General features: G+C 62.9%; 32 protein-coding genes. 15 read left to right on the top strand and 17 right to left on the bottom strand.

Annotation, left to right across the window (positions count from 1 at the left end; genetic code table 11):
* Nucleotides 1–42: 42 nt before the first annotated feature.
* Nucleotides 43–1200 (bottom strand): chorismate synthase, encoded by a 1158-nt coding sequence (aroC, locus tag C440_RS12970; protein ID WP_008320963.1) that lies wholly within the window; start codon nucleotides 1198–1200, stop codon nucleotides 43–45.
* Between the two features lie 124 nt (nucleotides 1201–1324).
* On the opposite strand from aroC, the gene C440_RS12965 reads away from it, so the two are divergent.
* Nucleotides 1325–1822, top strand: coding sequence for a DUF6653 family protein (locus C440_RS12965; protein WP_008320962.1), 498 nt, complete (start codon nucleotides 1325–1327; stop codon nucleotides 1820–1822).
* Here C440_RS12965 and C440_RS12960 read toward each other — a convergent pair.
* Both C440_RS12960 and aroA read right to left on the bottom strand, forming a co-directional pair.
* Entirely contained in the window at nucleotides 1811–3049 is a 1239-nt protein-coding gene (locus C440_RS12960; RefSeq protein ID WP_008320961.1) for an alkaline phosphatase family protein, read from the bottom strand. The two genes, C440_RS12965 and C440_RS12960, sit on opposite strands and share 12 nt — an antisense overlap.
* 69 nt (nucleotides 3050–3118) lie before the next feature.
* Entirely contained in the window at nucleotides 3119–4411 is a 1293-nt protein-coding gene (gene aroA / locus C440_RS12955; RefSeq protein WP_008320959.1) for a 3-phosphoshikimate 1-carboxyvinyltransferase, read from the bottom strand.
* 325 nt (nucleotides 4412–4736) lie between these two features.
* Here aroA and C440_RS12950 point away from each other — a divergent pair, with 325 nt between their 5' ends.
* Nucleotides 4737–5912 (top strand): M24 family metallopeptidase, encoded by a 1176-nt coding sequence (locus C440_RS12950; RefSeq protein WP_008320958.1) that lies wholly within the window; start codon nucleotides 4737–4739, stop codon nucleotides 5910–5912.
* Nucleotides 5913–6088: 176 nt separating this feature from the next.
* Here the strand turns inward: C440_RS12950 and C440_RS12945 are convergent, their stop codons facing one another.
* Together C440_RS12945 and C440_RS12940 are read right to left on the bottom strand one after the other, a co-directional pair.
* Nucleotides 6089–6607, bottom strand: coding sequence for a hypothetical protein (locus tag C440_RS12945; protein ID WP_008320957.1), 519 nt, complete (start codon nucleotides 6605–6607; stop codon nucleotides 6089–6091).
* 169 nt (nucleotides 6608–6776) lie between these two features.
* Nucleotides 6777–7622: an SDR family oxidoreductase gene (locus tag C440_RS12940; protein ID WP_008320956.1), complete on the bottom strand. Its 846-nt coding sequence runs from the start codon at nucleotides 7620–7622 to the stop codon at nucleotides 6777–6779.
* 165 nt (nucleotides 7623–7787) lie between these two features.
* Between C440_RS12940 and C440_RS12935 the strand changes: the two genes are divergently transcribed.
* From C440_RS12935 to surE, 3 genes are all read left to right on the top strand, one after another.
* Complete coding sequence (locus tag C440_RS12935) at nucleotides 7788–8573, top strand: prephenate dehydrogenase/arogenate dehydrogenase family protein (protein WP_008320955.1); 786 nt, start codon at nucleotides 7788–7790, stop codon at nucleotides 8571–8573.
* 82 nt (nucleotides 8574–8655) lie between these two features.
* The gene (locus C440_RS12930) at nucleotides 8656–10059 is read left to right on the top strand and encodes a small ribosomal subunit Rsm22 family protein (RefSeq protein WP_008320954.1); all 1404 of its coding nucleotides are present in this window, start codon (nucleotides 8656–8658) and stop codon (nucleotides 10057–10059) included.
* Between the two features lie 72 nt (nucleotides 10060–10131).
* The gene (gene surE / locus C440_RS12925) at nucleotides 10132–10923 is read left to right on the top strand and encodes a 5'/3'-nucleotidase SurE (RefSeq protein WP_008320952.1); all 792 of its coding nucleotides are present in this window, start codon (nucleotides 10132–10134) and stop codon (nucleotides 10921–10923) included.
* 38 nt (nucleotides 10924–10961) lie between these two features.
* Here the strand turns inward: surE and C440_RS12920 are convergent, their stop codons facing one another.
* A complete protein-coding gene (locus C440_RS12920; protein WP_008320951.1) occupies nucleotides 10962–11204 on the bottom strand; it encodes a hypothetical protein in 243 nt (80 codons plus the stop codon).
* A gap of 136 nt (nucleotides 11205–11340) precedes the next feature.
* Between C440_RS12920 and C440_RS12915 the strand changes: the two genes are divergently transcribed.
* Together C440_RS12915 and C440_RS12910 are read left to right on the top strand one after the other, a co-directional pair.
* Entirely contained in the window at nucleotides 11341–12147 is an 807-nt protein-coding gene (locus tag C440_RS12915; protein WP_008320950.1) for an aminoglycoside N(3)-acetyltransferase, read from the top strand.
* A gap of 54 nt (nucleotides 12148–12201) precedes the next feature.
* Nucleotides 12202–12633 carry an OsmC family protein gene (locus tag C440_RS12910; RefSeq protein ID WP_008320949.1) on the top strand — a complete coding sequence of 144 codons (432 nt, stop codon included), beginning with the start codon at nucleotides 12202–12204 and terminating at the stop codon, nucleotides 12631–12633.
* An 83-nt stretch (nucleotides 12634–12716) separates the two neighbouring features.
* On the opposite strand, the gene C440_RS12905 is transcribed toward C440_RS12910, so the two are convergent.
* Nucleotides 12717–13142: an OsmC family protein gene (locus C440_RS12905; protein WP_008320948.1), complete on the bottom strand. Its 426-nt coding sequence runs from the start codon at nucleotides 13140–13142 to the stop codon at nucleotides 12717–12719.
* A gap of 212 nt (nucleotides 13143–13354) precedes the next feature.
* On the opposite strand from C440_RS12905, the gene C440_RS12900 reads away from it, so the two are divergent.
* Nucleotides 13355–13792, top strand: coding sequence for a hypothetical protein (locus C440_RS12900; RefSeq protein ID WP_008320946.1), 438 nt, complete (start codon nucleotides 13355–13357; stop codon nucleotides 13790–13792).
* A 75-nt stretch (nucleotides 13793–13867) separates the two neighbouring features.
* Here the strand turns inward: C440_RS12900 and C440_RS12895 are convergent, their stop codons facing one another.
* Both C440_RS12895 and C440_RS12890 read right to left on the bottom strand, forming a co-directional pair.
* Nucleotides 13868–14089, bottom strand: a complete 222-nt coding sequence (locus C440_RS12895; RefSeq protein WP_008320945.1) for a hypothetical protein — start codon at nucleotides 14087–14089, stop codon at nucleotides 13868–13870.
* Nucleotides 14090–14199: 110 nt separating this feature from the next.
* Nucleotides 14200–15159: a hypothetical protein gene (locus tag C440_RS12890; protein ID WP_049915836.1), complete on the bottom strand. Its 960-nt coding sequence runs from the start codon at nucleotides 15157–15159 to the stop codon at nucleotides 14200–14202.
* Between the two features lie 124 nt (nucleotides 15160–15283).
* Between C440_RS12890 and C440_RS12885 the strand changes: the two genes are divergently transcribed.
* Nucleotides 15284–15679: a CopG family ribbon-helix-helix protein gene (locus C440_RS12885; protein ID WP_008320942.1), complete on the top strand. Its 396-nt coding sequence runs from the start codon at nucleotides 15284–15286 to the stop codon at nucleotides 15677–15679.
* Nucleotides 15680–15777: 98 nt separating this feature from the next.
* On the opposite strand, the gene C440_RS12880 is transcribed toward C440_RS12885, so the two are convergent.
* Nucleotides 15778–16245, bottom strand: coding sequence for a GNAT family N-acetyltransferase (locus C440_RS12880; protein ID WP_008320941.1), 468 nt, complete (start codon nucleotides 16243–16245; stop codon nucleotides 15778–15780).
* Nucleotides 16246–16332: 87 nt separating this feature from the next.
* A complete protein-coding gene (locus C440_RS12875) occupies nucleotides 16333–17037 on the bottom strand; it encodes a helix-turn-helix domain-containing protein (RefSeq protein ID WP_241432044.1) in 705 nt (234 codons plus the stop codon).
* A 275-nt stretch (nucleotides 17038–17312) separates the two neighbouring features.
* On the opposite strand from C440_RS12875, the gene C440_RS12870 reads away from it, so the two are divergent.
* On the top strand, nucleotides 17313–17714 hold the full coding sequence (locus C440_RS12870; RefSeq protein ID WP_008320939.1) for a cupin: 402 nt from the start codon (nucleotides 17313–17315) through the stop codon (nucleotides 17712–17714).
* Nucleotides 17715–17749: 35 nt separating this feature from the next.
* On the opposite strand, the gene C440_RS12865 is transcribed toward C440_RS12870, so the two are convergent.
* The 4 genes from C440_RS12865 to C440_RS12850 form a co-directional block, all read right to left on the bottom strand.
* On the bottom strand, nucleotides 17750–18622 hold the full coding sequence (locus C440_RS12865; protein WP_008320938.1) for an oxidoreductase: 873 nt from the start codon (nucleotides 18620–18622) through the stop codon (nucleotides 17750–17752).
* Between the two features lie 317 nt (nucleotides 18623–18939).
* Nucleotides 18940–19542, bottom strand: coding sequence for a class I SAM-dependent methyltransferase (locus C440_RS12860; protein WP_049915833.1), 603 nt, complete (start codon nucleotides 19540–19542; stop codon nucleotides 18940–18942).
* Nucleotides 19543–19663: 121 nt separating this feature from the next.
* Nucleotides 19664–19972, bottom strand: a complete 309-nt coding sequence (locus C440_RS12855; RefSeq protein WP_008320935.1) for a chorismate mutase — start codon at nucleotides 19970–19972, stop codon at nucleotides 19664–19666.
* Nucleotides 19969–20859, bottom strand: a complete 891-nt coding sequence (locus C440_RS12850) for a shikimate kinase (protein ID WP_008320934.1) — start codon at nucleotides 20857–20859, stop codon at nucleotides 19969–19971. Before C440_RS12850 ends, C440_RS12855 begins: the two co-directional genes overlap by 4 nt.
* A gap of 136 nt (nucleotides 20860–20995) precedes the next feature.
* Here C440_RS12850 and C440_RS12845 point away from each other — a divergent pair, with 136 nt between their 5' ends.
* Together C440_RS12845 and C440_RS12840 are read left to right on the top strand one after the other, a co-directional pair.
* On the top strand, nucleotides 20996–21424 hold the full coding sequence (locus C440_RS12845; RefSeq protein WP_008320933.1) for a DUF5796 family protein: 429 nt from the start codon (nucleotides 20996–20998) through the stop codon (nucleotides 21422–21424).
* Nucleotides 21424–21660, top strand: a complete 237-nt coding sequence (locus C440_RS12840) for a DUF7508 domain-containing protein (protein ID WP_008320932.1) — start codon at nucleotides 21424–21426, stop codon at nucleotides 21658–21660. Before C440_RS12845 ends, C440_RS12840 begins: the two co-directional genes overlap by 1 nt.
* Before the next feature lie 50 nt (nucleotides 21661–21710).
* Here C440_RS12840 and C440_RS18145 read toward each other — a convergent pair whose 3' ends face one another.
* A complete protein-coding gene (locus C440_RS18145) occupies nucleotides 21711–21845 on the bottom strand; it encodes a DUF7128 family protein (RefSeq protein WP_008320931.1) in 135 nt (44 codons plus the stop codon).
* Between the two features lie 78 nt (nucleotides 21846–21923).
* Between C440_RS18145 and C440_RS12830 the strand changes: the two genes are divergently transcribed.
* Both C440_RS12830 and C440_RS12825 read left to right on the top strand, forming a co-directional pair.
* Nucleotides 21924–24104, top strand: coding sequence for a CDC48 family AAA ATPase (locus C440_RS12830; protein WP_008320930.1), 2181 nt, complete (start codon nucleotides 21924–21926; stop codon nucleotides 24102–24104).
* Nucleotides 24105–24171: 67 nt separating this feature from the next.
* Nucleotides 24172–24489 (top strand): hypothetical protein, encoded by a 318-nt coding sequence (locus tag C440_RS12825; RefSeq protein WP_193788408.1) that lies wholly within the window; start codon nucleotides 24172–24174, stop codon nucleotides 24487–24489.
* Nucleotides 24490–24553: 64 nt separating this feature from the next.
* On the opposite strand, the gene C440_RS12820 is transcribed toward C440_RS12825, so the two are convergent.
* Nucleotides 24554–25261, bottom strand: a complete 708-nt coding sequence (locus C440_RS12820; protein WP_008320927.1) for a class I SAM-dependent methyltransferase — start codon at nucleotides 25259–25261, stop codon at nucleotides 24554–24556.
* A gap of 166 nt (nucleotides 25262–25427) precedes the next feature.
* Here C440_RS12820 and C440_RS12815 point away from each other — a divergent pair, with 166 nt between their 5' ends.
* Nucleotides 25428–25817 carry a DUF7522 family protein gene (locus C440_RS12815; protein WP_049915831.1) on the top strand — a complete coding sequence of 130 codons (390 nt, stop codon included), beginning with the start codon at nucleotides 25428–25430 and terminating at the stop codon, nucleotides 25815–25817.
* Nucleotides 25818–25844 lie beyond the last annotated feature (27 nt).

Genomic DNA, 25844 nt, shown 5'->3' with positions numbered 1-25844 from the left:
ATGTATGCGGTAAACGATAACTCGGGTTCGAGTGACGACTGCCTACTCGTTTCCGGGACTGGACGGATGGTATGGGGTGTCGTACGCACCGACCCGCCCGTCGAGACGGTCGGGGTTGATACGGCCGGCGAGGAGCATGAAGTCGAGGATGGTCACGTACAGCATCGACTCGACGACTGGCACGCCGCGCGGCGGCAGTACGGGGTCGTGACGGCCGACGACCTGAATCTCTTTTTCCTCGCCAGTCTCCCAATCTACGGTCCGCTGTTTCTTCGGAATCGACGTCGGCGCGTGGAGCGTTACTTCGCCGTAGACCGGTTCGCCGGTGGTGATGCCGCCCTGAACGCCGCCGTGTTTGTTGCCGACGGGTCGCGGGTCATCCTCGTCGTCGAACTCCCAGTTTTCGTTTCGGTCGTGGCCGGTCCACTCGCGGGCCTCGCGGCCGAGTCCGAACTCGAAGGCCGTCGCCGCCGGGACCGCCATCATCGCCTGTCCGAGCCGTGCCGAAAATGAATCGAAGCGCGGCGCGCCGAGTCCGCGGGGGAGACCCTGCGCTTCGAAGTAGATAGCCCCGCCGATAGAGTCGCCTTCCTCCTGATACTGTTCGATTCGTTCCAGCATCTTTTCGGCCGTCTCGGGGTGTCCACAGCGAACGTCGTTTTCCTCCGAATGTTCGAGTATTTCCTCGAAGGTGACCGGCGGCGCTTCCACGTCGCCGATCTGGTTCACGTGCGCTTTGACCTCGATGTCGTAGTCGCTCTGTTCGAGAACTTGCTTGGCGACGGCACCGGCGGCGACCCAATTTACCGTTTCGCGCGCGGACGAGCGTCCGCCACCGCCCCAGTTACGTGTCCCGAACTTCGCCGAGTAGGTAAAATCGCCGTGCGACGGCCGCGGAGCCGTCACGTACGGTTCGTACTTGCCGGACCGGGCGTCCTTGTTCTGGACGACCATCCCGATGGGCGTGCCCGTCGTGTAGCCGTCTTGGACGCCGGAGTTGACGACGACGGCGTCGGGTTCGCCGCGACTCGTCGTAATCATCGACTGGCCCGGTTTTCGTCGGTCCAGTTCCGCCTGCACGTCTTCGACCGAGAGTTCCACGCCCGCGGGGCACCCCGAGATGGTGACCCCCATCGCGTCGCCGTGACTCTCGCCGTAGGTGGTCACCCGAAAGAGGCGACCGAATTCGTTCCCATTCATTACCCGACCTCGGGTGGCCGCCCATTTAGTGTTTGTAGAAAGGTGCAATCGTGGGCACTATCCCCGCGTCGAAAATCCGACTCGGCGAACCGGCATTCATACTCGACGGCGACGAACGCCCGGTATGGAACCCACGACCCACGACGAGAAAGCGGGACACATCGGTCTCCGCGACCGCCTCGAAGCCACCTTCTGGGAACGACACGCCAACCCGTGGAGCGCCGGGACGCGAATCCTCGTCTATCCGGTGTTGATGTACGCCATCTACACGCGGAATCGACGACTGATTGCGGCGACCGTCGCGTTCATGGCCGTCAATCCCGTGTTGTTTCCGCGACCCGAGCGCACGGACAACTACCTGAGCAGAATCGTCCTCGCGGAGCGCGAGTGGCTCGACGACGGAAACGAAACGATGGGTCTCGACTACCCGAACGTCCTCAACACTCTCAACGTCCCGGTGACGGTCTACGCCTTTGCCGCCGCGATTCGCCGTAAACCAGTCGGAACTGTGCTTGGAACGCTCGGCGTGATGGTGCTCAAACTCTGGTGGACCGACGCAATCGTGAAGGAGACGAGCGTGACCGGACGCGCCCCCGGCGAGAACTCAGTCTCAGCGGAGTGACTCCAGCGTCGCCGTCGCAAAGGGAACTAGCATCTCGTCGGGGTGGAGTCCACCGTGCATGCTGATAAATCGAAGACTCGACGGCTCTTCGTCGCCGAACCAGACGCCGAGGTCGCGGTGGACGACGACGAGGTCGCCGAGTCGGCGCTCGAAGGCCTCCGACGGATTCGGTCCGAAGAGGTCCGTGTCCAGAATTTCCTGTTTCCGGAAGACCCTCGCATCGAGTTCCGTTGTGAGCATGTCGTACACCGCGTCGATGTGGCCCGGTTCGAGGTGGAGGTGGACGTTCCGCGGACTACCAGCGAAGCGAATCGGCGTCCCATCTGTCAGCGTTCGGAGCTTCGAAACGAGGTCGAACCGGGGTGCCGAGAGATCGACGTTTCGCTCCGGGTCGGTGTCGATGAGGCCGTGGTCGGCGGTGATACAGACGAGGGTCCCCCCGGCATCGTCGTCGGGTGCCTCCGCGAGCGTGTCGATAGCGTCAGAGATACGAGCGAACGTCTCGTCAGCCGTCTCGCGGTAGGCGGCGGAATCGACGCCCTCGGCGTGCCCGATGGCGTCGGTCTGCGGGAGGTACGCGAAGATGTACGACGGGTCCGTCGTACCCTCGACGGCCTCCGCGAAGGCGTCGGGAAACGTCGAGAGGTCTTCCGGGTCGTACGTGTGCGGAATCGCGGATGCCGAGGGAAAGGGCGTCACGTGGTGGGTCTCGATGCCTGCCGTCGAGAGTTCCGGATAGATGGACTCTGCGTCGGCCACGTCCTCGAAGTCGATTCGTTCTGGTTCCGACCCGTCTTTTCGCAAGAACGGAAGCGCCTCGAACATCTCGTCGGCGTCGGAGTCGTAGACGTTCCACCCGATGACGCCGTGTTCAGATGGGAGGGTCGCGGAGTGAAACGTGTTCAACGCGGCGGCCGTCTCCGAGGGAAAGACAGTCGTGAGCGGTGTCACCGTTCCGGCACGCTCGAACCGACGCAAGAACGGAATTCGCTCGCGCTCGCCGTCCCACTGAGCGAGGCCGAATCCATCGACGAGAAAGACGACGACCCGAGAGATGTCGTCGTATCCGTCCGTGGCCGCGTCGGGAAGTCGCGGCCCGATGTCGGCTCCAAGCAAGTCGGCGATTGTACCCGGAATACGGGAGAAGCACCAGTCCTCGTAGGCAGGAAGGAGGTAGTCCCCGTCTTGCTGGCGCTTCCGCAGTGCCGACAGGTCGGATAACTGCATGGCACAGTCGCCGGACGGCGTGGTGAAAAAGATTCTGTTAGGTTGTACGTCTGTCAGGTAAATCGCGCGTTAGTTCTCGGTGACGTTCGCGCCGAGGTCTGCCATCGTCTCGAAGAAGTTCGGGAACGACACATCGACGTGTTCCGACCCGGCGATGGTCGTCTCGCCCTCCGCGACGAGACCGGCGACGGCGAGCGACATCACGATTCGGTGGTCGCCGCGGCCGTCAACCGCCGCGCCGACGAGGTCGGTCTGTCCGCCGTGAATCGTGAGGCGGTCCTGCTGTTCGGTGACGTTCGCGCCCATCTTGGCGAGTTCATCGGCCATCGCGGTCACACGGTCGGTCTCCTTGTAGCGGACGTGCTCGCAGTTCTCGATGACCGTGTCGCCGTCGGCGATGGCGCCGAGCACCGCGATTGTCGGAAGCAGGTCGGGCGTGTCCCCCACGTCAACGGTCGTTCCGGAAAGCGCCGCGGGATGGACGGTGAGTTCGCCGCCGTCTTCGTCCCACTCGACTTCGGCACCCATGTCGCGGACGATGTCCACGATGGCGGTGTCGCCCTGTGCGGACGGGCGCGCGCCCTCGACGACGACCGGGTCGTCCGGGTCGCCCGCGACCGCGCCCGCGGCGAGGAGATACGAGATAGACGAGAAGTCGCCGGGGACGCTGTACGCGCCGCTTTCGGGGGCGTACGACTGTCCGCCGGGAACCGAAAACCCGGCGTCGGTCCGGGTCGCTTCGACGCCGAAGTCGGCGAGCAGTTCGAGCGTGATATCGACGTACGGCGACGATTTGAGTTCCGTAGTCAGGTCGATGTCGATACCTTCGTCGGTCACCGCGCCCGCCATCAGGAGGGCCGTGATAAACTGCGACGACACGTCGCCAGCGATTTCGACGGTGCCGCCGGACATGCCATCGCCGACGACGAGCGGTGCCTGCCCGTTTCGGCGCGTGCTCTCGGCGCGGCCGTCGAGAGCGAACACCGCGTCGAGAAGCGGGCCGTGGGGACGCGACCGGAGCGACTCGTCGCCGGTGAGGACCGTCAGGTCGTCGCCGAGGGCGGCACACCCCGTGACGAGGCGCATCGTGGTCCCCGAGTTGCCGCAGTCAACCACGTCGTCGGGGGTCCCGGGTCGGCCGTCGAAGCCGACGACATCGACTGTCTGGCCGTCACGTTCGACCGTCCCGCCGAACGCCCGCACCGCGCGCATGGTGGCTTTGGTGTCGGCGCTGACGAGCGCGTCTCGGACGACGGCTTCGTCGCTGTAACCGGCCGCGAGAATCGCTCTGTGTGTGTAACTCTTGGATGGCGGCGCTCGGGTTCGCCCGCCAACACGAGCGGGAGAGACGTGGGCGTCCATATCCGGGGGTTGTCAGGGGACGGTATCAGGGTACCGGACGCGGCGACGTTCACCCGCGAAGACCGCTGTCGGATTCGACTTCGGTTCCCGACATGTTAGAATCGTAAATATCTCCTTTAGATAGGACCCCCAATACGTCGGGTGTGGTCGTTCGGACAGCCGACTGGGAGACGTCGTAACAGTCGCTCTTGCCCGTCTTTTGAGGCGCTCCGGCGGCACATCCACGGCGTGTCATCCCGCCCGAGGTGTCGCGTTGTGGAGCCGATACCGGAAACCGTCACCCGCGACGCAAGGGCTTTACTACCAACCCGCCGAACCCGGGATTATGGAACCTGATTTCTCACCGCTGGACGAGTTCCTCGGCGACGACTTCGACGGCTATCTCATCTCTGCCGACGGAAGCGACTCGAACCAGCTGTACCTCTCCGGGTTCGATGCCCCCGACCCGTACACGACGCTCTACACGCCCGACGGCATCCACCTCCTCGTCTCGACGCTGGAGTACGGCCGCGCGAAGAAGGAAAGCCGCGCCGACACCATCTCCCGGCTCGCCGACTACGACTTCCGCGACAAGTACACCGAGTACGGTCCAATCGCCGGCAAGGCGGAGACGATTGCCGAGTTCCTCGCCGACCACGACGTCACGTCGGTCGCAACTCCCGCGGACTTCCCGCTTGCAATCGGCGACGCCCTCCGCGAGGACGGTCTCTCGGTCGAAGCCGAAACCGAAGACGTACTGACGAAAATCCGTGCGGTGAAGACCGACGAGGAGATCGAGCACATCCGCGACGCACAGGAATCGAACGAGGCCGCGATGCGGGCCGCAGAGGACCTCATCCGCGCCGCCGCCGTGGCCGACGACGGCACCCTCAGCTACGAGGGCGAGACGCTGACGAGCGAGCGCGTCAGAGAGGAAATCGAGATTACGTTGCTCCGAAACGGCTGTGCGCTCGACGAAACAATCGTCGCCTGCGGTGCCGACGCCGCCGACCCGCACGACCGCGGAAGCGGCCCGCTTCGCGCCGACGAAGCCATCATCGTCGATATCTTCCCGCGAGACAAGGAGACGAAGTACAACGGTGACATGACCCGGACCTTCGTCAAGGGGACGCCGACACCCGAAATCCGCGAGTGGTACGACCTGACCGAAGCGGCGTTCGACGCCGCGCTCGACGCTATCGAAGCCGGCGCAACCGGAGCGGACGTTCACGCCGCTGTCTGTGACGTGTACGAAGACGCTGGCGAGAACACGCTCCGCGCCGACCCCACCGCCGAGACCGGCTTCATCCACAGTACAGGCCACGGCGTCGGTCTCGACGTGCACGAACTCCCGTCTGTGAGTCAAGCCGATGAGGAACTCGAAGCCGGTCACGTCATCACCATCGAACCGGGGCTGTACGACCCCGACATCGGCGGCGTCAGAATCGAAGACCTCGTCGTCGTCACCGAAGACGGCTACGAGAACCTGACGGACTACCCGGTCGAACTCGTCCTCGAATAGAACGGTATCGACCCAACTCGACTGTTTTCGTCGCGGACTCCGAACGGAGACGACGCGGAAGTACTGTCAACTCGGGACGAAGGCCACTCAGACGTATTGCCGACGTAGAACGGCGGCGGACTCGGAACGAAGCCCGACACGGGAGGGAAGTGCCGGTGCGACCGCAGGGTGGAAAATTAACTGTCGAGAGCGTTATCGCCGGTTGAGCCGGGCATTCCGGAGGCGTCGGTCCAGCCGGAGTTCGCTTCGCGCCACTGTTGGAGGAGGTCCTCCAGCGCGTCGCCGGTTTCGGGCGTGAGGACGCCGGCCGCCTTCCGGACGACCGTTCCATCTTCGATGAGGAGGGCGTAGATGTTCCCCTCGCCGAGGAGACCGAGACGGCGCTGGAGGGCGGTCTTGTTGACCCGAGCGATGAGCGCGTTTTCGTGCGGGCGACTCCGCGCGGTACTCGGGGACATGCCGCCGCCGAGCGACGGCATCATGCCGCTTCGACTCCCGAGGACGAGAACTTCGTAGTATTCGAAGTGGCCGTAGGTTTCGCATAGCTCCTTTGCGAATCCTCGCCACGACCCGACCAGCGACTGCTGGCGGCGGTCGAAACTGATGAGTACGAGCGTTTGCTCACCGTCGAGGTCGTCCGGAAGGACGACCTTCTGGCCGCTCGTATCTCGTGACGGGAGGCGGGGAAACTCCATGGATTAGGCGAACCCCCACCGACAGTTAAGTCTAATTGCCGATTCACAAAAATATCGCCGCATGCGGAATGTTTCCACAGCACCGGCGACACGGGAACACATTTTCCGTAAATTGGAGTTCATACCGCATAAACGTCCGGGACTGAGTCTCAGCCCCGATAATTAGCTGTTACCGTTCGTAGTCGGCATCGAACAGTTGGGCCGACATCGGACCGGGGTCGCCACCCTCGACGACCGCGTACTGCGAGAGGTCGTCGATGCCCGCCTCGGACAGGATTTCCTCGTCGTAGAAGGTGTTGCCCGTACACGACGTCGGGTCGCGCGAGAACAGTTCGACGAGCGCGTCGCACATGACCTGCGGCGTTCGCCAGTCTTCGGGCGTGCCCATCCCGAAGTGACGAGTCGCCTCGGACTCGATGGCCGCGACGGGCCACAGAGAGTTCACGGCGATATCGTCGGCGGCGAGTTCTTGTGCGAGCGACTGGGCGATGAACGTCATGCCGTATTTCGACAGCGCGTAGGCGACTTTGCCGGGGGCGGGTTCGGCCGGAAGCGGCGGCGAGAACGTCACGACGTGTGCGTGGTCGCTCTCGCGGAGGTGCGGAAGCGCGGCGTGGGTGGTCGCGTACGAGCCACGAGCGTTCACGTCCATGAGCAGGTCGAAGCGCTTCGGCGGCGTGTTCTCGAAGTTCGCAATGTGAATCGCGCCGGCGTTGTTGACGACGAAGTCGATGCCGCCGAAGGTGTCAACCGTCTCGTCGATGGCTCGCTGTACGGAGTCATCGTCGCGCACGTCGAGTTGGCACCAGATGGACGACCCGCCGCGCTCGCGGATCTCTTCTGTCGTCTCCACGATGGTTCCGGGCAGGTCGTCGCGCTCTTCGACGGTCTTCCCCGTCGAGACGACGTTGGCCCCACGGTCAGCCAGTTCGAGCGCAATCTGCTTGCCGATACCGCGACTCGTGCCGGTGATGAAGGCCGTCCGACCGTCGAAATCTACATCATCGAATACCATAGAGAAACATTGTCAATTGGCCACTTGACGTTTCGTACACCGACACTCCGTTCAACACGGTTTCTGGGATGCGGTGAATGGCTCGGTGCAGCGGTGGCTGTCGGCGACTCGCCATCCCCGCCAGCACCGATTCTCTTTTTGCCGGTCCCCGTCCACACGCTACCGATGGACCTGCTCATCGTCGGTGCGGGCGACATGGGTCGCTGGTTCGGCCGGACGGTCGATGCCGACCTCGCGTTCGCCGATTCAGACCCCGAGAGAGCGACTGCTGTCGCCGACGACCTCGGCGGTCGCGCCGTCCCGCTGGACGGCGATGAGCAGTTCGACGTGGTGTGTCTCGCCGTTCCGATGCGACTCGCCGCCGAGGCCGTCGAGGCGAACGCACACCGGGCGACCGCCGCGATGTGCGACGTAACCGGCGCGATGGCCGCGCCGATTGCGGCCATGCGCGACCACCTCGACGGACAGGAACGCCTCAGCCTCCACCCGCTTTTCGCCCCGCAGAACGGTCCCGGAAACGTCGCCGCGGTCAGGGCCGAGTCGGGACCGCTCACCGACGCGATTCTTTCCGACCTCGAAACCGCCGGTAACCACGTCTTCGAGACGACGCCGGCGGAACACGATGGCGCGATGGAGACCGTCCAGTCTGCGGCCCACGCCGCGGTCCTCGCGTTCGGTCTCGCCGCCGAGGACGTTCGAGACGAGTTCGCCACGCCGATTTCGGCCGCGTTGGACGAACTCGTTGCGTCGGTGTCGAGTGGCACGCCGCGGGTGTACACCGACATCCAATCGGCATTCGGAGGCGGAACCGAGCGCGTCGCCGACGCCGCCCGCGCCCTCGAAATGGCCGACGAAGAGACGTTCGCCGACCTCTACCGGGCCGTCGCGCGCGAGAACGGCATCGAAACCGAACTCGAAGGCGAGACCGACAAGCACGACCCCGTCGAGTGATGAGTGAGGAGAGAGACAGCCGTCGGGTGCCGAATCGACTCCCCGAATTCGACCTCGAACGCCCGCCACTCCACAGGTTACGATGATAGACAGAGACGCCGTCCGCGACAACGCGAAGTACCTCAGAAACGTTCGCCCCATCGACCCCGACGAAATCGCCGAGTACATCGAGGGCAGACCGCACCCCGCGGTAGTGAAACAGACGCTCCGCGAGGAGGCCGCCGACCTCGGTCTCTTCGAGCGCGACGACGGGACGTTCGTCCCCGTGAGCGACGACCCGGTTCCTCCCGCCGCGTGGTCGCCGACGAGGTTCCCCGAAGCGTACTCGTTCGCTCTCGAAGACATGCTCATAGAGCGCTACGGCGCGAACTGGCACGTCGGCGACTCGGGCGACAGACTCCGCCAGCGCGTGCGCCAACTGAAGGAAGATTACTACCGCGGCAACCCCGTCGAGTACGACGAAGACGCCGCGCTCGGCTACGCTATCTACCACCTTCCAGACTACTACGCCGCCGTCGGCTACGTGCTGTCCGACCTCACGGAGCGACAACTCCTCTCTCGGAGCCTCCGCGTTCTCGACGTCGGTGCCGGAACCGGCGGCCCGGCGCTCGGACTCCACGACTACCTCCCCGACGAGTCGGTCGTCGACTATCACGCACTCGAACCGAGCGCCTCCGCCGATGTGCTGGAGCGATTGCTCGGCGAGACCCGACGGAACTTCCGCACGACGATTCACCGCGAGACCGCAGAAGCCTTCGACCCGGCGGGCGAGTACGACGTGATTCTCTTCGGGAACGTCCTAAGCGAACTCGACGACCCCGCCGCGGTCGTTCGGAAGTATCTCGACGCGCTCGCCGACGACGGCGCGTTCGTCGCGCTTGCGCCCGCGGACCGAAACACGAGTATCGGTCTCCGCGACGTCGAACGCGAGGTCGCGCCCGCGAACGGCGACGTGACCGTGTACTCGCCGACGCTCCGGCTTTGGGACGGCTACGCGCCCGCCGACCGCGGATGGTCGTTCGACGTAAAACCCGACCTCGACGTACCGGGATTCCAGCGCCGACTTGACGACGGGCGCGGCGACGACGAGGACGAAGGCACTTTCGTCAACGTGGACGTACAGTACTCCTACAGCATCCTCCGAACCGATGGAGAGCGACGTCTCGACGTTCGTGGGAATCCGTCGCAGTTCGCCAAGATGGCCGAGATGGAGCGCCACGTCACGAATCGCATCGACCTCCTTGCGGTGAAACTGAGCCACGACCTCTCGGAGGGGTCCAATCAGGTGTTCAAAATCGGCGACGGGAGCGAGGAGACAGACCACTACGCGGTCCGAACGCATCCGACCGTACTGAACGCCGACCTTGCTGACGCCGACTACGGCGACGTACTCGTCTTCGAAAACATCCTCGTGCTCTGGAACGACGACGAGGAAGCGTACAACCTCGTCGCCGACGAAGAAACACTCGTTGACCGCGTGGCCTGATTCGGTCCCGGCTGGGTCCGGCGGACACCCGCGACGGATGGCTTTTTGCGGGTTCCGTCCGGAGACGAGACCATGAGCGAACCCGAAATTCTCCTCACTAACGACGACGGTATCGAGAGCGTCGGCTTTCGCGCGCTCTACGACGCGCTCTCGACGTTCGCCGACGTGACCGCCGTCGCGCCCGCGAGCGACCAGAGCGCGGTCGGTCGGCAGATGTCCACCGACGCCGTCGTCTCCGAGCACGAACTCGGCTACGCCCTGCAGGGGACGCCCGCCGACTGTACAGTCGCCGGATTAGAGGCGCTCTGTCCCGACGTCGATATGGTCGTCTCGGGTATCAACAAGGGCGCTAACATCGGGGCGTACGTCCTCGGCCGGTCGGGAACAGTCAGCGCCGCCGTCGAAGCCGCGTTCTTCGACGTGCCCGCCATCGCGCTCTCGCTGTACGTCCCCGCCGACGGCGACCGCGCGTGGCAGGAGAAGGCGACCGAACCGGAGGATTTCCGCGAGGCCACGCAAGCGGCGGCGTATCTCGTCAAACACGCCGAACCCGCGGGCGTCTTCAAGCAGTGCGATTACCTCAACGTCAACGCGCCGATGACCGGTCCGGACGGCGGCCCGGCGGACATGCAGGTGACCTACCCCTCCGAACTCTACGACATGACCGCAGAGTACGAAAACGGAAGCGTGAGACTCCACGACGGCGTGTGGGAACGCATGCAAACCGGCGACATTCCGGACCCGGACGGAACCGACCGCCGGGCCGTCGTCGAGGGACGAGTCTCGGTGTCACCGCTGACCGCCCCGCACACGACGCACCACCACGAGGCGCTCGACGCGCTCGCCGAGACGTATCGGGACTGAAAACAGTATCGCGCCGAAACCGCCACGTTCGTCCGCGATTAGGCGGCTCGGCTATCGACCAGGAGCTTGTACGCCAGCGCGACGAGACCGACGAACATTGCGAACGCGCCGGCGACGGACACGAGAAGACCGATAAACGACACCATGCTGAGCAGATGGCCGCCGAACAGGACACCACCAAGCGTGACGGACAGCCAGCCGCCGAAAATGACCAAAAAGAGTCCGACGACTGCGTCTTGGGTTGCGTAGCGGAGGGCGTCTCGCGCCGAAACAGATGTCATAGCTGACACATATCGAGTTGGTACTTGACAGTTTTGGAATGTGTCACGGTACAACGATACGAGCAAAACTGCCGATTTCGGGGCGTCGAGACCGCGCAAACAAACGTTTAATCCGAATCCATCCGACAGCCGGCGTATGTCAGAAGCAGACGCCGTCGAGCAGGTAGACGAACCGGGAACCGTCTCCTCGCTCGCGTCCGACCTCCGCGACCTCGGTGTCGAGGCGGGTGACACTCTCATCGTTCACGCCTCTCTGCAGTCGCTCGGGTGGGTCGCTGGCGGCCCGCAGGCCGTCGTAGACGCTCTCCAAGACGTGCTGACAGCGTCTGGGACGCTCGTCATGCCGACGCACACGACGCAGTACACCGACCCGTCGGTCTGGCAAGACCCGCCGGTTCCTGACCACTGGGTCGAGCGCATCGGGGAGTCGATGCCGCCGTTTCGGCCCGCGGTGACGCCGACCCGAGGTATGGGTGCGATACCGGAGTGCTTCCGGAACTACCCCGGCGTCGTCCGGAGCGAACACCCGCTGTACTCGTTTGCCGCGTGGGGTTCGGCGGCCGAGGACATCACCTCCGACCACAGCCTCGACGACGGTCTCGGAGACGAGTCACCGCTGGCCCGCCTCTACGACCGCGGCGGCGACGTGCTTCTTCTCGGTGTCGGCCACGGAAGCAACACGTCGCTCCACCTCGCGGAATACCGCGCCGACGTCGAAACAGAACGGACGCAGGGCACCGCGCCGCTCCTCCGCGACGGCGAGCGAGTCGTCTTCGAGTACGAGGACATCGAACACGACACCGACGATTTCGGAGCACTCGGTGCCGAGTTCGAAGCCGAAGTCGGTGCCACGCAGGGACGCGTCGCGGCCGCGACGGCCATGCTCGCAGACCAACCGTCGCTCATCGATTTCGCCGTCGAGTGGTTCGAGGCGAATCGCTAAGGGCGGTACTGAGCGACCATAACTACAAATCCCGTCAACCTATTGAGTACTATTATGAGCACCGAACACAACAAGACGACGTTTGTCGAGGGGTCGCGGGTCGATGACTCGCAGATGCGGTTCGAGACGTCGGGGGGAAACGAGTTCGACATCGGCGGTGACGGGACGCCCGGCGAGTACATGCTCGGTTCGCTCGCGGCCTGTTACAACACCGTCGGCCACATGGTCGCCGACGAGATGGGGTTCGAACTGGCCGACCTCGTCGTCTCGGTTGCTGGTGATGTAGACCCGAGAGTCTACAAGGGCGAACACGACGGCGGACGGGCGGGCTACCGAGAGATTCGGGTCGTCCTCGACATCGACGCCGACATCGACGACCAGACGGTGGCCAACTGGGTCGAGATGGTCGAAAAGCGCTGTCCGGTCTGCGACAACGTGTTCGAATCGACCCCGTCGATTACCGCGCTGAGCACGCGCGAGTCCTAAACGCTATGGCGACCGCTGTCGGTTCTGAACGGAACGCTGAGAGGTCAAAAATAATGGGTCTCAGTCGCTGAAAACGGGTGGCGTTAGACGAGCGTCGCGTCCAACGTGATTTCGGGACCGGCGAGTGCTTTCGAGACAGGACAGTTCTCTTTGGCCCGTTGGGCGAGCGTCGAGAACGTCTCGTCGTCGATGTCGGGGATGTCGGCCTCCAACGTCAGGTCGATCTGTGAGATTTCGAATCCCCCTCCGTCGGCCGGGGTGAGATGTACGTCAGCAACCGTGTGAAGATTGTTCGCGGTGTAGCCTTCGTCTTCGAGGAAGGCCGTCAGTTGCATCGAGAAACACCCCGAGTGGGCGACGCCGATGAGTTCCTCGGGATTCGTGCCGGGTTCGTCTTCGAACCGCGTGGGGAACGTAAGCGTCCCCTCGACCGCGCCGCTTTCCGTCTCGAACTCACCGCGGCCGCTCTTTCCACCTGTCCACGTCGTTTCTGCTCGGTTTGTAGGCATTCCACGAGGTGGTACGGACTCCACCAGTATGGAAATGTCGGCGAGGAAATTAGTTGATAAGATAGCAACAATTTTCAGTCGTGCCTCGAAGCGGAACGCAGTGGGACGAAGTCGCGGGGTTGAAACTGTCGTGTTAGAACTGAAGACGCCGCGTCCGAGGCGAGCGAGTAGGTTATCTATGAATCTATGCAATATGCTAGCACGTGTTAGCTATGACATACGCGACAGCGACACCCCAAACAGAGACCGAATCGGGCTGGCACCACCTCACGCGGGCGTTCGTCGGCGGGTTAGCGGCCGCCAGCGCGATGTTCTTCCACATCGCCGTGGTTCAGACGCCGGGATTGGACCCACCGCCAGAGACGGCCGCGCTCTTTCTCGTCGCGGCGACTGCGGGCGTCGTTAGCTACCTCTTGTTGTCCAGCGACGACACGCTCGGCTACGCGTTGGCCGCACTGACCGGTCTTTTCGTCGTCATCGTTGTCGGTCTGGTCGTACTCGGGTTGTTCGGGACCGCGGGGACCGAAACGAATCCGGTCGGTCCGGTTGCGTACGTCCTGCTCGCAGTGGCGGTCGTCGTCACGTCGGGGCTGTCGTGGCGCGCTCGTGCAGGTACAAAAGCACACGCAGACTCAGCAACGTCACCGTAACGCGCGAGTCGCGTTTCGAAACCCGAGGAACAAAAAAAGAGGAAGGACGCTTCTGCCCGCGTGTTTTTCGACTGGTCAGTCGTCGTCGGCCATCTGTTCTTCGAGGTGCGCGGCCATCCGCCCGAATTCGTCTTCGAACGTATCCATATCGTAGTCCATGCCGTGGATGATTGCGCTGTAGCGCGCGGTCCAACTGGCGAGGAACGCAATCTCACTGAGTTCCTCGTCGGTCCCGACGAAAATGGTCGTGTGTTTTCTCGAATCCGATTCGTGGCCATCCTCCCCGGAACCACGCACCTATTGTTCCGTCGCCCGAGCATAATTTGACAACCATTGTCGTAATCAATACGTTGTTGTGTCCGAGTATCTCCACAAACAGGGGCCGAACAGCCGGGCCACCCCCGCGGTCAAAAGAGACCGAGGAGGAACCCGACACCCATGGCGACGAGAACAACCGCCGAGAACACCGGCAGATAGGGCGTGTACCGTTCGACCTTCGTCTCGTAGTGTTGGTAGCCAGCGAGCAGGAGCATGGTCAAGCCGACGATGCCGGCGATGACCGTGACGGCGTAGGCGCTCATCAGTTCGAGACAGTAGTTCGACCCGGCACAGAGCGCGATAATCTCGAACTCCTCTTCGTGTGCGAACCCGAGCACGAACGCGAACCACGCGATACCGAACAGACCGCGGTCGGTCTCCAATTCTCCCGCGCCGTAGTCGTGCGAATGCCCGCCGACGAACGGCACGACCCGTTTGAGTCGAGCGGTCAGTCCGTCGGCCGTCTCCACGTGCGAGTGTCCGTCGTCGCGGTGGCTGTGACTGCGCCCATCGTCGCGGCCGTGGCTCTTGGCGGAGTGCGGTTTCTCGTGAGTGTGTGAGTTCTCGTGGGAGTGCGAGGTCCCGTGGAAGTGCGAGGTCCCGTGGGAGTGTGAGGTTCCGTGGGAGTGCGAGGTCCCGTGGAAGTGCGAGGTTCCGTGGGAATGCGGACTCTCGTGAGAGTGTGAATTCCCATGAGAATGTGAATGACCCTGTGTGTATTCGCGGACGCCCAACGCGACGAGTAATACGCCGGCGACGAGACTCACCGGGCCGCCGAGTTGGACGCCGGGTGCGAGCGTAATCGGGTCGTTGACCTGCGTGAGGTTAAAGTACGCTTTCGCGTGGAAGAACACCGCGACCATCGCAATACTGCTCACGAGGTGGCCGACGCCGAGGATGAAACTCGCCGCGAACCCGTAGAGCCACTTGTTCGCTTGGTCGAGCGCGTACGACGCCGCAACCGGCCACCCGTGGCCCGGCTCGATGCCGTGAATCGCTCCGAGTGCCACCGCCCCGGCGAATAACCCAACTGTGTCACCAGTAAACACGGTTCTGTCTGTACGTTGGAAAACACGCCGTTTAGCGGTTTTTAATACCGAATCGAGGCAATCGTCATAACGGTGGGTCGGCGAGAGAGAGGAATCTTGTAGCTGTGCGAATCAGTTTGAATCGATGCGGACGAGCTTCAATATCCCCGACGAATTAGTCGCGGAGTTCGACCGGGTGTGGCAGGACGAAGGCATCGAAAACCGCTCGCGGGCCGTTCGAGAGGCCATGCAGGAGTTCATCGAATCACATTCCCGTCTCGAAGAGACGACCGGCGAGGTGGTTGCACTCGTCGGCTTCGACTACCGCCACCACGACGTGATACGGGCGCTTCACGGCACGCAACACGAGTTTCAGGACATCATCCTGAACACGAGCCACACCCATCAAGGCGAGTGGTGTCTCGAATCGCTGTTCTGTCGTGGGCCGGCAGAGCGGGTCCGCGAGCTGACGTACGAACTCCGCGATTTCGATTCGGTTCGGCGGGTGAAGGTGATGGTCATCCGCGATAGCGGGTTGTGACCGGAGGTGCTATTCGGCGGTGACACACCACTCGGCTCTTCTCGAACCGTGGCGCTCGTTGGGTGAGACTGAGGTGGTGTCGGAAAATCGCAAAGCGGTCACTCCACCTGCTGAACGAACGTCACCTGCTTTTCCTCGAAGCCATTTTCGTCGTAGAACCGGCGTGCGCCGTCGTTCTCCCACTCGCAGGAGACTTTGAGGTGGTCGCATCCCGCTTTGCGGGCGAGTTGTTTGACCCGCGATATCACGGCCGAACCGTAGCCCTGATTCCGGTGGCGCTCGGTGATGAATAGATTGACGACGGAGAGATAGTTGCTGTACTCTCTCGACGGATGTTCACCGATTCGGGTCGTCAGCAGGCCAACTAACTCGTCCCCCTCTTCGATCAGATAGTCAGTGAACTCGTCGCGTTCGAGATGTCTCCTGAAGCCGTCTTCGGGGACCGCAGAACTGTCGTCGTAAACCAGCACATTGAACTCAGAGTAGTGTTCCATCTCCGATGCGAGCGCGTACCAGAACTCGACGAGAGTGGGGATGTCGTCCGCTGTTGCTTTTTCGAGGCGCATGAGTCGGCTGTCTCTGTTGTGGTTGCACGCGGTAGCACCTGTCTTTTTTGAGACGACGAGACGGACGGAACTGTTTTGCCTCGGCGACTAATTTTTGGCTTCTGCCGTCCCTTGCCCCCGCTGGATGTGCGCGCCGATGAGCGTGTTCACTCCGCGGCGCAGTCGTTCCGACATCGCCTGCGACCCGATATCGAACGTGTCGCTCAACTGGGTGAGTGAGGTGTCCCGCGGAATTTCGAAATAGCCCATCTCGTGGGCTTTCACCAGCGCGTCGTACTGTTCGTCGGTTAGCCGCGTCATCGCGGGGCAACCAGAAACGTCCGTCTCAGATGAGTTACCCTCGGAGTAGAGCGTGTCCAACTGGACCGTGTTGTCGGCGTCGCGGCACTCCGCGATGACTTCGGAGAGGTTCTCCCGGCTCGGGCACCGGGTGCGGAGTCGCCACTTCGAATCGCCGGGCGGACTCGTCGCTTTGAGGATTTGGATGTCTCTGTCGGCGAAGAATTCCGAGACGAGCGTCGAAACCGAGCCCGCTGTGATATTGTAGACCCGTACGTCGGAGAAGTCGGCTACGCACTCGTACGAGCCGATCGACGGGTCCGACTGAATCGCCGCCTCGAAGTCGTCGAAGTCGCAGTCCTGGACGACGAGTCCCGCTTTCTCGGACGTTCCCTGATACTGTATCCTAACGTCGGCCTCCGGAAGCTCTCGGAGTGCATCTTCCGTGAGTATCGCACTCGGTCCGGAGACGCGAAGTTCGGCGATAACTGACCCCATGAGTACATCACTCATGGAATGTAGTAGAGTGCCGGTGATAAGTGACCGCGTTACAGCGACACGCGCCACGATTCGACCCCGTTCACCGAATTACTTGTCGAACGCGCTGGATGAACGCCCATGAAGAAAGTCGCCATCGGCGACGTGGAACCGGTTACGACTACCGGAGACGTCTCTCGGCGCGACCTATCGAACGCCGTAGAGACGACTGATTTCGCACTCAATCACTATCGAATCCCTCCCGGTGCGGGCTTTCCCGGCGGTTTACACGCCCACGTGGACCAAAAGAGGTGTTCGTCGTCCTCGACGGAGAAGCGACCTTCGAGACGATGGACGGCGAGGTTTCCGTCGGCAAAGGAGAGGCGATTCGGTTCGCGCCCGGTGAGTTTCAATCGGGGAGAAATGACTCGGAGACGGACCTCGTGGCGTTTTCGATGGGTGCGCCCCGCGACACCGAGGACGTTCGAATTCCCGTCGTCTGCGCCGACTGCGGTCATGAGAACGTGCGGTTAGATATCGCAGTAGACGGTGTAACGTTCGTCTGCCCGAGCTGTGAATCCGAACACGTACCGGCACCCTGTCCCGACTGCGGCCACGACGACCTCCAACTCACACTCGGCGAGACGGCGGAGACGGTCGTCGTCTGTCAGCACTGTACGGCGACGTTCGAAACGCCACCGATACGGGAGTAAGCGAATCCGGCGCGGCTCGGTCACCCGCGACTCGGTTACAGCAGGTACTCGACGACGCGGTCGTAGACACGGTCGCCGCCGAACCGACGGAGACCGATGAGTGGCTTGGCGTACGCGCCGACGGCGTAGCGCGGATTCGGATTGGTGGCACGAACTGCGTTCCGTATCGTCGTCGCAACGACTGTCGGGTCGGACCCGGAACCTGCTCGGTTCGAGTTGACGAACTCGTGGACCAACTCGGCGTACGGGCCGTCTCCACTGCGTTCGAGGAGGCCGTCGAACATGATGTCGCCCCACTCCGTGTCGATAGACCCCGGTTCGATGACGACGACGTCGATACCGTGCGGTGCGACTTCGTAGCGCAGACAGTCGCTCCATCCTTCTAAGGCGTGTTTAGTGGCGTGATACCACGCACCAAATGGTGTCCATATTTTCCCTCCCATACTGCTGATATTGATGATTGTACCGCGGCCCGCTTCGCGCATGTGCGGGATAACGAGTTGGGTGAGGCGAGCGAGACCGAACAGATTGACCTCGAACTGATGGCGAGCCTCGTCGATGGGCGTCTCCTCGACACTGCCGTAGAGACCGAATCCAGCGCCGTTGACGAGCACGTCGATTCGGCCGCACTCGTCGATGACCGTTTCGACCAGCGAGACGAGGTCCGATTCGACGGTCATGTCGGTCGGGACGACGAGCGCGTCGCCTCCGATGGACTCGATTCGCGCGGCGAGTGAGTCCAGTTTTTCGACGCGGCGGGCCGCGAGAACGACTGCGAGACCGTCGGTAGCCAACGCTTCGGCGGTCGCTTCGCCGATGCCGGACGACGCGCCGGTCACGATTGCGGTTTTCTTGGCGGGGCGACTGCGCTTTCGAGCACTGTCTCCCGACCCTGTTCGTTCGGACATTGTATCTCGATAGCTACGTCGCGCCAGAATGATATATGTTACCAGAGGACGTATCGAACGTCGTTCTGGACGAGTCTCCGAACGTCGTGTGAACGTTTCCAACACGGAACAGTGCACTCGGAGAGTTCTGCTCCGATTAAAACGAAACATCCTCCCGCCGCCTCCCTGAGCGGGTCAGCAGAAGAGCGACCCTCAGTGATTCTGTCGTTGTTCGGCTTTGTCCAGGTTGCGGACTGATGTTACAGATTTCGTCTACTTTGCCGCTTCCGTCTCGTCGGACGGAGTAATTTCGCTCGGAGGCTATTTCGTTCGTCTGGTCACCCACTCGTTCGAGTAGCAACGAGGACACCTACGGAGCCACTGACGATTTTCACGTCGGTGAGCGTGAAGCCCGCATCAGCGAGCAGGTTCGCAACGACCCCCATTTGCGGGAGTGTCTCGTAGTCGCCACGAGATTCCGGTGGCCCGAAGAACATCTTGTCGGCAATGACGAGGTGACTGGGGTTGAGCGACGAAATTCCCTCGATTGCGGCCCGTAACGCCTCCTCGCCATCCTCGTCGTACGCCATGTAGAGCGCGTAACTTGTGACGACGACATCCACCGCCTCCTCAACGTTCGGTTCCTGAAACGAACCGTGGTCGAATGAGACGTTTTCTAGGCCTTTCTCTGCAGTCTTCTTCCGAGCATATCGAAGCCACTCGTCGTTGATGTCTCGGCCAAGGACGCGTTCGCACTTCGATGCAAGTTCTACCGCGACAGTTCCAGTTCCAGTCCCCATGTCAACCACCGTATCGTCACGTTCGACTGGTGCATGCTCGACGATGTACGAAACGCACGTTTGGTACGCCTCGTCCGTCGCACTGTCCTCGTCGTAGTCCATCGGCGTATACCCTTGATGGCTTTCCTCTGGTTCGTTCATGGGTACTCAGCCGTAGCGCCGGTGGAAAGATAAGGGTTCCAAGAGTTATCCTTGACAGTTCTGCGAAGGAGAGTCGTAACGGTGGTCCAGTGGTAAGCATTACCGAATATCGAGTCCCTTGCTATCTATTCTCGCGCTGTTCGGCCTTATTCATCTCGATGAGTAATCTAAAAATCGCCTTCACGAGGTTCGAATCGACCTCGAAGTGGGCCGCGTTCTTTTCGGCGCGTTCCATCACACGCTCTTCTTGGGTCTCGTCGGTCGTCGGCAGGTCTTTTTCGGCTTTGACCTGCGCGACGGTGTCGGCGACGTAGGTTCGGCGAGCGATGAGTTCGACGATACCGCGGTCGATATCCTCGATTTCCTCGCGGAGTTCGTCGAGAGACATGTTCTGAACCGATGCGTCTGTGTCTGGTGCGTCGTCTGTCATAGGATTCGTGCTCCGTCAGCTCGTGTGGTGGTCAGTCTGGTGTTGCCGTCGCGGGCGTCCCACTGGTCGCGGACGCGTTCGAGGTTCGCGCCGTCGGCGGCCGCGGTGTTCGATTGTGCGATTGCGACGACGCTCGGACCGGTTCCCGAGAGCGAAACGCCGTCGGCGAGCGGCATCGCTTCGACGGCGGGGTCGGTCGGAAAGTCGAGTGCGGCCGAGAAGGCCAGTCCGTTGACGGTCATCGCCTCGGCGTACCGGCCTTCGAGCGCGAGGTCGGCGACGAGGTTGGCCATCGACGCGACGTTCGCACAGCGACTCGCGTCGGCGTCAGCGCTGTAGGCGCGCTCCGGCGGCGTCCAGACGAGGACGTCCCAGTCGGGTTCGTCGCGGGCGACGAGTTCGTCGTCGGTGTTGTCGGTGACGACGACGCCGCCGAGCATGGACGCCGCCGCGTCGTCGAACGCGCCGGTGACGGTGACGCCGACGTCGCGGGCGGCGCGGACGCCGAGTCGGCAGGCGTCGAGACGAGAGATGTCGTCGTCCGGGCCGGACCCGACCGACGCGCCGACTGCGTCGAGAGCGGCCAACACCGTCGCGTTGGCGGCGGCGCTGGAACTCTTGAGTCCGGCGGCCATCGGCACGTCGCTTCGGGTCTCGACGGTGCCGCCTTCGTCGTTGCCGAACGCCTCGACGACGAGTTCGACACATCGCTCGATGAGTCGCGTGTCGGCGTCTGGGGCGTCCGCGATGGACCCGCAAACGTCGTTCGAACCGTCCAGTTCGACAGACGCGGTGGTCTCGACGTCGATTGCGAACGCGGAGCCGGTGCCCGTTGCGAGGGCGTTCAAGACGGTGCCCGCCCCGAGGGCGGTGGCTCGGCCGTGCATACTTGCCGGAGGTTGGCACACGGTGTTATGTGTGGCGGTCCATGCCGTTTTCGCCCGCAGTCTCGTGGGGATGGTCGAGACACTGCTCGGGGGCCAAGACGCGACGTTTTTCCCGTCCCCGCGGCTACGGTGGCGTATGAGCGCCCGAAACGACGTTGCTCCGAGCACCCTCGGCGTCGAACTCCACGACTTCGGCGTCGAAGTGGAGTACATCGACAACCGAACGACGGTCTACCGGGGCGTCCCGGAAGCGGTCACGGGCACGCTATCGACCGGTCCCGGAAAGGAGGTCCACGTACTCGTCACCGACCCGACTGAGACCGAAGGCGTGATGATGTACGTCAACGACCTGAAAACCCACGACGAAGTGCTCGAATCGAGCGGCGTCGGCCGGGTCATTCTCGCCGAAGGCGAAGAAGAAGAACTGTTCCCCGGCGTCGTCGCGCGGCGAGTTCCCGGCCACCAGTTCGAACTCGAAGCCGACCCAGCGGTCGCTCGCGGGCGCGTTTTCGCCTTCGTCGAAGACGACTGGGGCGAAGATTCCTACGAGTTCGTCTCCGAGTGATGCTTCGAAAAGCCTGGAAGCCGCTGGAAAAACGAACGATTGGAAGCGCGCCGGAAGCCTACGGCTACTATGAACTCGGCGATGGCGACGGCGAACTCGTCGGTCGCGGCGTCGGCGTCCTGCGCGACGAGTTGAAAGAGGCGTTCGCGTACGGTGACGGCGAACAGGTCCGATGGGAACGAGCGACATCGCTCGAACACGCAGAGCGCATCGCGGCCGAAAACGACCCGTCGTAGCCGCGTTTGAACCGACGCGCTATCGGCGATTTTTCGTCTGTTAGTTCTCGCTACTGTAAGTACGACGGACTATCCGTGTCGCAGTTGTCTTCGTGTGCCTTCGCGTCTTGCTCGACGTCGAACAGCATCCCACATTCCTCGCATCGGTACCACGTCGCACCATCTTTCTCCGTCGTGGCAACCATGTGTAGTGCTACCGCGCGGGACGGGAAAACGATTACCCCGGGCGAATGCTCAAGGGCCGAGCCACCAAATCGACAGCCATGTCCGAAACTGGGGTGACGCTCGTCGTCCGCGCGGCAGAGAAACGCGACGCCGGACGCGGCATCGCCCGCCTTCCAGAAGCGGCGCGCCGAACACTCGGTGTGCTGAGCGGTGAAACGGTCGTCATCGAAGGGTCCCGCGAGACGGTTGCGAAGATGTGGCCCGCCCGCCCCGGCGCTGAAGCCGGTGAACTCCTCGTCGACGCCGACACGCGAGCGAACGCCGACGTGAAAATTGGTGACGAGGTTCGCGTGCGGAAGATCGATGTCGAGGACGCGCAGGCGGTGACGCTGACCGGTCCGGGCGCGTTCGAACGAACCAGCGTGAACCGCGAGACCATCGAAAAAGTGGTCAAAGCGGAGATTCGAAACCGCCCGCTTCAATCCGGCGACCGGGTTCGTATCGAACGACTCGGCGGGGCCGCCCTCGTCGTCAGCGAGTCCCAACCGGATGGCGTGGTTCGCGTCACCGATTCGACCCGAGTGACCGTCACCGCAGAAAGCTCGAAGGGTGCGAGCGAGGCCGTCCGCGACGCCGTCAAAAGCATGACCGGCGGCGACGACGCCGAACCCGGTCGCGGCCATGCGACTGGCGTGACCTACGAGGATATCGGCGGTCTCGACGACGAACTCGATTTGGTCCGCGAGATGATCGAACTCCCGCTTTCGGAACCGGAGGTGTTCGCCCATCTCGGCATCGAACCGCCGAAAGGAGTGCTCCTGCACGGCCCGCCGGGGACCGGCAAGACGCTCATCGCCAAAGCCGTCGCCAACGAGGTCAACGCGAGCTTTACGACCATCTCCGGCCCGGAGATTCTCTCGAAGTACAAAGGCGAATCCGAAGAGAAGCTCCGCGAGGTGTTCCAGTCGGCCCGGGAGGACGCTCCAAGTATCATCTTCTTCGACGAGATCGACTCTATCGCCGCCAAGCGCGACGACGGCGGCGACCTCGAAAACCGCGTCGTCGGCCAACTCCTCTCACTTATGGACGGTCTCGACGCCCGTGGGGACGTGGTCGTCATCGGCGCGACGAACCGCGTCGATAGCCTCGACCCCGCGCTCCGCCGCGGCGGCCGCTTCGACCGCGAAATCGAAATCGGTGTTCCGAACGAGACCGGCCGCCGCGAAATTCTCGACGTTCACACCCGGCGGATGCCGCTCGCGGAGGACGTTGATATCGAACGTCTCGCCGCCAGAACCCACGGCTTCGTCGGTGCCGACCTCGAATCGCTTGCGAAAGAGGCGGCGATGACTGCGCTCCGTCGGGTTCGCCGCGGGGGCGACGATGTCTCTGTCACCGAGATGACGGTGACTCGCGCGGACTTCGAGACGGCGATGGCCTCGGTCGAACCCTCGGCCATGCGCGAGTACGTCGCCGAACAACCGACCGACGGATTCGAAGCCGTCGGCGGACTCGACGACGTGAAACAGACGCTCGACCGCGCGGTGACGTGGCCGCTGACGTACGCGCCACTCTTCGAGGCGGCCGCGACTGACCCGCCGACCGGTGTCCTCCTGTACGGCCCGCCAGGGACCGGCAAGACGCTTCTCGCCCGTGCAATCGCGGCCGAAAGCGGCGTCAATTTCATCCACGTCGCCGGGCCGGAACTGCTCGACCGCTACGTCGGCGAGTCCGAAAAGTCCGTCCGCGAGGTGTTCGACCGCGCCCGGCAGGCCGCGCCGAGCATCCTCTTTTTCGACGAAATCGACGCACTCGCCACCAACCGTGACACCATGGGCTCCGACTCGGGAGTCACGGAGCGCGTCGTCTCGCAACTCCTGACGGAGATGGACAACGCCGCCGACAATCCGAACCTCGTCGTCCTCGCGGCCACCAACCGACGCGACGTGCTCGACCCCGCACTGCTCCGTCCCGGCCGACTGGAGACGCACGTCGAAGTCCCCGCACCAGACATCGAAGCTCGCCGCGCGATTCTCGACGTACACATCCGAAACAAGCCGCTCAGCTCCGACGTAGACCTGAACGACGTGGCGGCCCACATGGACGGGTACACCGGCGCTGACGTCGCCGCCGTCTGCCGCGAGGCCGCGCTCAGAGCGATTCAAGACGTCGCCAACGCCTACGAGGGAACCACCGCAAACGACCACGCCGACGAGATTCGAATCACCCGCGAACACTTCGACGCGGCGCTCGAATCGGTCTCGCCGACGCTGGCCTGAGCGCAGACGACATTATTTTCCTTCGGCACCAACCATGTTGCATGTTCTCTTGCAACAGTGGTGTGTCGTGAGTGCGTCGTGGCGGCGGAAGGTCCGCCGCGAGTGGAATGCGCTCACCGGCGGCCCGCTCTCTGCCGGGTGGTGGCTCATCAAAGCGGGACTCAGGGTGGTGTTCGCGGAAGTCGTCTTCATGGGTCTCGTGCTACTGAACAGCGAGATGGCGGCCATCGAGGCGGTCAACAGCGGGGACGCGTCTGTGGTCTCGCTCGTCGTGCTCGTCTCGACGACGCCAGACTACCTCGCCATCGCCGGCATCGTCTTCGTCGTCGCCCTCTTGCTTCCGTTTCTGCCGAGGCGGAATCGCGCGACGAACCGCTGGGAGTAAACGCTACACAGGCCGCCGCGGTGACGGGGACGGGTGACTCGAAAGCGGATTCGGTCGGCGATAACTACCGTAGTCGCGCCCGGTAGTAACTCGATTCGGGGTTTGAGTACGCCACGTCGGCAACGCTGAGACCGGCGTCAGCGGCGACCGCACGCAGTCGCTCCGGTGAGACGAGCAGGAAGTCGAGGTCGGGTCCACGCAGGTCGCCGTATTCGACGTGGAACTGCCGGCGGGCGAGTCCGGCGCGCGAGTCGGGTCTGTAACCGAAGAACTCCGCGGGGTCGATTCGAGTCGGGTCGTACGAATCGACCACGAGTTCGCCCGTGTCGGTGGTGTACTCAGAGAGTAACGCGAGTAAGTCCATGAGGTCGGAGAGCGCCCCCGCCAGTCCGATTTGCGTCCCGATTGCGAGAACCGTCTCGAACCGTTCGAACTCGACCGGTGGATCGAACATGTCGCCGACGAACGCGGTCTCGACGCCGCGCTCGCTGGCGGTTCGAACCGCGTTCGGACTCACGTCGAACGCGACGACTTCACCGCGTTGCTGTACGGCGAGCGCGTGTTGGCCCGCGCCGCATCCGACGTCTAACACGGGCGTCGAAAGCGAGCCGAGAAAGTCCCACTTCGCCTCGGGCCACCGCTTGGACGGGACAAGATAATGCTCGTAGACGTGTGCATCGCCGACCATCGCGTCGTCGCGGTAGACACACGGTGCGCGCAGGCCGCCGCGAAACCGGTCGAGCATCGCCAGTCCGAGTGCGTCGTCGGGCATGACAAATTAGTATTGGGTTCGAATGAATTGAATTTAATTGGCTGTTCGGTAGCGAATAACGAGCGCTGTGATAGCCGATAGGAACCACGACACCGGCGGGCGATTGGTCACCTGGCACCTGCCGCGGACGCCGCCTATTTGTCATTCCATGACACACCAGAAGATGATGTCAAATCTCCTCCCCGACGAAGCACAAGAAAAGCTCGTCACCGTCTGCCGAACCGCCGTCGGCGACAGCCTTCGGTCGATTACGTACTTCAACCGCTTCGACTACGTGCAGGTCTACCTCCGCGACGACCTCGAACAGGAGGCAGACCTGAACTCCTTTATCGGCAACGAGTGGCACGACTTCAAGATGACCCAAGACGCCTACCACGGGTCCGAACTGGGCGACTACCAGTACACGATTCGCGTGTTCGAAAACGGCTATCTCGTCCGCATCACGCTCGAAGATATCGGCGTGTTCGTCACGACCGACGGCATCTCGATGCAGGACTTCGAGGCGCTCGCCAGCGCGACGACAGAGATTCTCGACGACTGGGCGATAGCGGAGTAAGCGACAGTCACGGGTGGCGACGCCGAA

The organism is Haloferax mucosum ATCC BAA-1512, from assembly GCF_000337815.1.
GTDB classification, from domain to species: domain Archaea; phylum Halobacteriota; class Halobacteria; order Halobacteriales; family Haloferacaceae; genus Haloferax; species Haloferax mucosum.
The sequence above is the reverse complement of the archived record's forward strand: the minus strand, read 5'-3'. Positions and strand labels throughout refer to the sequence as shown.